Below are 4,999 nucleotides of genomic sequence, written 5' to 3'. Positions count from 1 at the left end.
GCAAGGGCACCACCCTGGACCTGGCGGTCGTGGAGAACACCGGGCCCGCCCTGCACCATTTCGCGTACACCGTCTCCGAGCCCCGCTCCAGGAAGCGCAGGAGTTCCACCGGAATGGGCAGGACGAGGGTGGAGTTCTTCTCCGCCGCCACCGCCATGACGGTCTGCAGCAGACGGAGCTGGAGCGCCGAGGGAGTGTCGGCCATCTGGCGGGCGGCCTGGGCCAGTTTCTTGGAGGCCTGGTACTCGGCGTCGGCGTTGATCAGCCGGGCCCGCCTCTCCCGGTCGGCCTCGGCCTGGCGCGCCATGGAGCGCTTCATGGTGTCCGGCAGGGAGACGTCCTTGATCTCCACGCGGTCGATGGTCACGCCCCACTCCACTGCGGGGCTGTCGATCATGAGCTCCAGGCCCTGGTTGAGCTTCTCGCGGTTGGACAGCAGGTCGTCCAGCTCGCTCTTGCCGATGATCGAGCGCAGCGAGGTCTGGGCCATCTGCGAGACGGCGAAGCGGTAGTCCTCGACGTTGACGATCGCGGCCGACGGGTCCACGACCTTGAAGTACACCACCGCGTCGACCCGCACGGTCACGTTGTCGCGGGTGATGCCCTCCTGGGCCGGCACGGGCATGGTCACGATCTGCATGTTGACCTTCCGGAGCCGCTCCACCCCCGGAATGATCATATTGAAGCCGGGCCGCCGCACGTCTCCGCGCACCCGCCCGAGCCGGAAGACGAGCCCCCGCTCGTACTGCTTGACGACCCGCGCCGCGGAGGCCAGATACACCAGCGCACCGGCCCCGACCGCGGCCACCACGCCGACCACCTCTTCGACCATGTCGACCTCCCCGCTCAGAGGTCCGAATGTGTCTGCTCATGTAACGATATGCCTGAACCGGGACGCGGGGCCATGCCCCGGTACCGGGGCCGGAACGGGGGGCGGACAGGTGTGATCCGGGGCGCGCCGGCTGCGCGCCCCGGACCCGTGCACGTGATCCGGTCGGGTGGCTAGACGGCGGTGACCTTCTCCGCCGGGGTCTCCTCGGGCTCCGTGACCTTCACGGGCTCCGTGCCCGTCGCGCTATGGCGTGCGGCCCAGTTCTCCAGGGCCGTGCGGCAGGCGTGGTCGAGGTGGTGCAGGCCCGAGAGGTCCAGCTCGACCGGGCGGTCCTGGGGCAGGTTCTCCAGGCTGTCGAGGATCTTCGGCAGCCGCAGGAAGGTCGCGTTGCCGGACAGGTAGGCCTGGATCGGGCCCGCGCCCTTGTCGATGATCTCGAGCTTGATGTGCGAGGCCTCCCAGGCGGTCTTGACGACCGACAGAGCCAGACCGATGAGCACGCCCTCGAACATGTTCACCGCGACGATCGACACGGCGGTGACGACCAGGATGAGCGCCTCGCCCCGGTGCTCCTTCCACAGCGGCACGATCTTGGCGAAGGGGATCAGCTTCCAGCCCGCGTGGACCAGGATGCCGGCGAGGGCGGGCAGCGGGATCAGTGCCAGCGTGCCCGGCAGCAGCGCGGCGAACAGCAGCAGCCACACGCCGTGCATCACCCGGGACGCCTTGGTCCTGGCGCCCGCGCTGACGTTGGCGGAGCTGCGGACGATGACCGCGGTCATCGGCAGCGCGCCGAGCGCACCGCAGATGGTGTTGCCCGCGCCCTGCGCCATGAGCTCCTTGTCGTACTGGGTGCGCGGTCCGTCGTGCAGCCGGTCCACGGCGGCGGCGCTGAAGAGGCTCTCGGCGGAGGCGATCAGGGTGAAGGCCACGATCGTGCCGATGATGCCGAAGCCCACACTGCCGAAGGCGTCCAGGCCGGGCGGCTGGATGGAGTCCAGATGGAGCCTCACCGGCACTTCTCCCGGCACTTTCCGCCGGGAATTTCCATGAGCTCAGGTGACACGCGGGAATTGCGATCGAATGCCTGCGGAAGGCGTAGGGAACCGCTCGTCCGTGTGACGGGCGACGCCCGAAACTCCTGTCGTGATCTTGTGACAGAAGCGTGACCGGAGGCGGACAGTGACCGGCCGAGGCCCCGGACTTCCGCGGTCGCCGGGCAGGACATAGCGTGGCGGCATGGCACCGACTCCGACACCTCCCGCGGAACCCGACGACAGCCCGGACACCTATGTCGGCCTGGAGGCCGGCCGGGCCGAACGCCTGGCGCGTGAGCGCGGCTGGCCGACGGTGCGTGCGCTGCCGTCGGGGGCGATCATCACGATGGAGTACCGCGTGGGCCGGCTGAACTTCGAGGTCAAGGGCGGCCGGGTGGCGCGGGCCTGGAAGGGCTGAGACCCGGCGAAGGCCGCGGTTCCGTGGCGGAACCGGGGCCTTCGGCATGCCGGACGGAGTGTGCCCGTCCTGCGGTCAGCCGCCCGTCACGGGGCGGGCGGACGGGGACGAGCCGCGCGGGTGGCGCTCCGGGTGCGGCGGGCGACGGCTGCCGGCCGGGGTCGTCGGCGTGCGCTCCGAGCGGGTGGTGTGGGGACCGGGCGCCAGGTAGACCGGGGCCCGGGGCGAGCGGGCCGCGACGTCGTCACGGTCGGCCGGTACGGGCGTGACCAGCACGGGCGGAGCGCCGGCCGGTTCGGCCGGGGTGTGGTGCCTGCGGACCCTAAGGCGGTCGCGCAGGTCGAAGATCGCGTCCTCGGCACGGGCGATCAGCGGCTCGAACCACGGCAGACCGAGCAGGATCAGCAGACCCGCGGTCCAGCCGAGGAGCACATCGCTCAGCCAGTGCGTACCGAGGTAGACGGTGGCCATCCCGACCCCGAGCGAGGTCACCGCGGACACGGCGGACAGCCAGCGCTGCGCTCTCGCGCCGGACGCCAGGTAGGCCAGGATTCCCCAGGTCACCACGGCATTCGCGGTGTGACCGCTCGGAAATATATCGCCGCCGAGCCACATCTCGTTCGCGCCGATCATGGTCGCGTAGTGCGGTCCCAGGCGCCCCATGCCGTACTTGGCGGCGCCGACCGTGACGTTCAGCAGCAGCAGCGAGACGCCGAGCGCGAGCAGCGGCCGCAGGGTGTGCTGCCGCCAGGAGCGCCAGCCCAGCCAGGCCGCGACCATCACGGCGGTCGGGCCGCGCTGACCGAGGACCACGTAGTAGTCGACGAACCAGTGGATCTCCGACCACTGCTGGTACGGGCGGAAGAACATGACCTGCCAGTCGAGCCGGACCAGCCAGGACGTGATCACCACGGCCCACACGATGGCGCCGTAGAAGGCCAGGGTGGCCGCGAAGAGCACGATGCGGTGCCTGCTCATCTTCGGCACATCGATGTGGGCCGGTCGTTCCGGCTCACGGTCCAGCCGGGCGAACACCCGGTCCAGACGGGTGAGCTTCGGTTCGGTACGCACCCAATCGACGTTACAGCGAGTGAGCTCAGATCCCGGGCGAATCAACGGCTTTGTGATGACGATGTGATGTGGGATTCCTCTCAGGAGGAGGTTTATTTCCAGTGAATCTGCAATGGTCGACCGCTGCGGCCTTCAATTCCTTTGATCATTCCGGATGCGGGTTTTATTGCGCTTTTGAATTCGTTCACCGGAGCATGGCGCCGAATTCCCCTGGCGCTCACAGCGGGTCAGGGCGGGCCGGAGCCGTTCAGCCAGAACGCCCCGTACACCGCACAGGCCACCGCCACGGCCCCGAGCACCGTCGCTGACCTGCGAATACGCGCTCCGGCCAAGGCCAGCGCGAGAGGCAGCAGCAGAGGGAAGGCGGGCAGCAGAAGACGCGGTTTCGAGCCGAAGTAGCTCGACGCGCACAGGGCGAGGACGGTCACGACCCCGGTGTAGACCAGCAGCGGCAGGGGCTGGCGCTGCCGTACTCCGGTCACATACAGCCAGACGACTGACGCGACCCCGACGATCAGTCCCACACCGGCCAGAGCCGCCGGGAACGACGTGAACTTGTCGGCGACGAACCGGGCGAACGCCCAGCCGCCGTCGAAGCCGTTGCGCCATCCGGCCTGGACGTCCAGATAGCCCAGCGGGCCCTTGCCGGTGTGGTGTCCGACCCAGAGCACGTAGCCGACGGTGCCGAGCGGGGCCAGGACCATGCCGAGGACGCGCCGGGTCAGGGCCCCGGGACCGGCCGCACGCCCGTCCCGTGCGAAGGAGTCCACCGCCGCCACCCACACCGCGGCCACCGCGGCCAGTCCCACCGGACGGGTCAGCCCCGCGAACAGGGCCAGCGTGCCCGCCGTCACCCAGCGGCCGGTCAGCACCGCGTACAGCGACCACGCCGCGAGCGCCGTGAACAGGGACTCGCTGTACGCCATCGACTGCACGATCCCGACCGGCAGGACGGCCCACAGCAGCACCGCGCACACCCCGGCCCGGCGGCCGTACACATGGTCCGCCACCGCGAAGATCCCCCAGGCCGCGGCGAGTGAGGAGATCAGACTGACGAGGAACCCCCCGTCCGCGTACGACAGCGGCGACACCGCCGCCACCAGCCGCTCCAGCCAGGGCAGCAGAGGGAAGAACGCCAGGTTCGAGTGCACGTCACCGTTCGCCAGCCGCACCTCGTAGCCGTAGCCGAGCTCGGCGACCCTGACGTACCAGAGCGCGTCCCAGCGGGCGGTCAGCAGCGTGTACGCGTTCTTGTCCCGCGCCGCGCTCCACAGGAACAGGGCCAGCAGGCCCAGGGCGCGGACGGCCGCGTATCCGGCGAACGCCGGGGCCGCCCGGCGCAGCGCCCCGGCGGGGGCCGGGGCCGCGCGCGTCTCAAGATCGGTCACGCGCCCGATTATCGACCCGGGCCGGAACCACCCGGCCGGCCAGGGCGTGGACGAGGTGGGAGGAAGTGGCCTACGCCACACCTTTCCGCCGGAGGTGTGAGAGGTCCGCCACTGGTCTCTGTGGAGGACTCGCGTACTCTGACGTGTCACTCGCTTTTCGTTTGCGCGGGCCGGGGCCCTGTATCAAAGGTGAGTAGCCGCGCTCATGTCTGTGTGATGACTTACGAGAGGGACGCGACGACGCTGGAGCTGC

4 protein-coding genes and 1 pseudogene are annotated in these 4,999 nt (G+C 69.9%); 1 reads left to right on the top strand and 4 read right to left on the bottom strand.

Annotated features, from left to right (window positions below):
• Both ABZ281_RS37655 and ABZ281_RS37650 read right to left on the bottom strand, forming a co-directional pair.
• A partial coding sequence (locus ABZ281_RS37655; protein ID WP_356662532.1) for a slipin family protein occupies positions 1-832 on the bottom strand: 832 nt, incomplete at its 3' end.
• Between the two features lie 170 nt (positions 833-1,002).
• A pseudogene (locus tag ABZ281_RS37650) lies at positions 1,003-1,833 on the bottom strand (SulP family inorganic anion transporter); the annotation flags it as partial.
• A 238-nt stretch (positions 1,834-2,071) separates the two neighbouring features.
• Here ABZ281_RS37650 and ABZ281_RS37645 point away from each other — a divergent pair.
• Positions 2,072-2,287, top strand: coding sequence for a proteinase inhibitor I78 (locus ABZ281_RS37645; protein WP_221759932.1), 216 nt, complete (start codon positions 2,072-2,074; stop codon positions 2,285-2,287).
• Between the two features lie 75 nt (positions 2,288-2,362).
• Here the strand turns inward: ABZ281_RS37645 and ABZ281_RS37640 are convergent, their stop codons facing one another.
• Both ABZ281_RS37640 and ABZ281_RS37635 read right to left on the bottom strand, forming a co-directional pair.
• Entirely contained in the window at positions 2,363-3,358 is a 996-nt protein-coding gene (locus tag ABZ281_RS37640) for a phosphatase PAP2 family protein (RefSeq protein WP_356662531.1), read from the bottom strand.
• Between the two features lie 227 nt (positions 3,359-3,585).
• On the bottom strand, positions 3,586-4,746 hold the full coding sequence (locus ABZ281_RS37635) for a mannosyltransferase family protein (RefSeq protein WP_356662530.1): 1,161 nt from the start codon (positions 4,744-4,746) through the stop codon (positions 3,586-3,588).
• Positions 4,747-4,999 lie beyond the last annotated feature (253 nt).

This window comes from Streptomyces sp. NPDC006265 (genome assembly GCF_040613555.1).
In the GTDB taxonomy this organism is placed as follows: Bacteria; Actinomycetota; Actinomycetes; order Streptomycetales; family Streptomycetaceae; genus Streptomyces.
The sequence above is the reverse complement of the archived record's forward strand: the minus strand, read 5'-3'. Positions and strand labels throughout refer to the sequence as shown.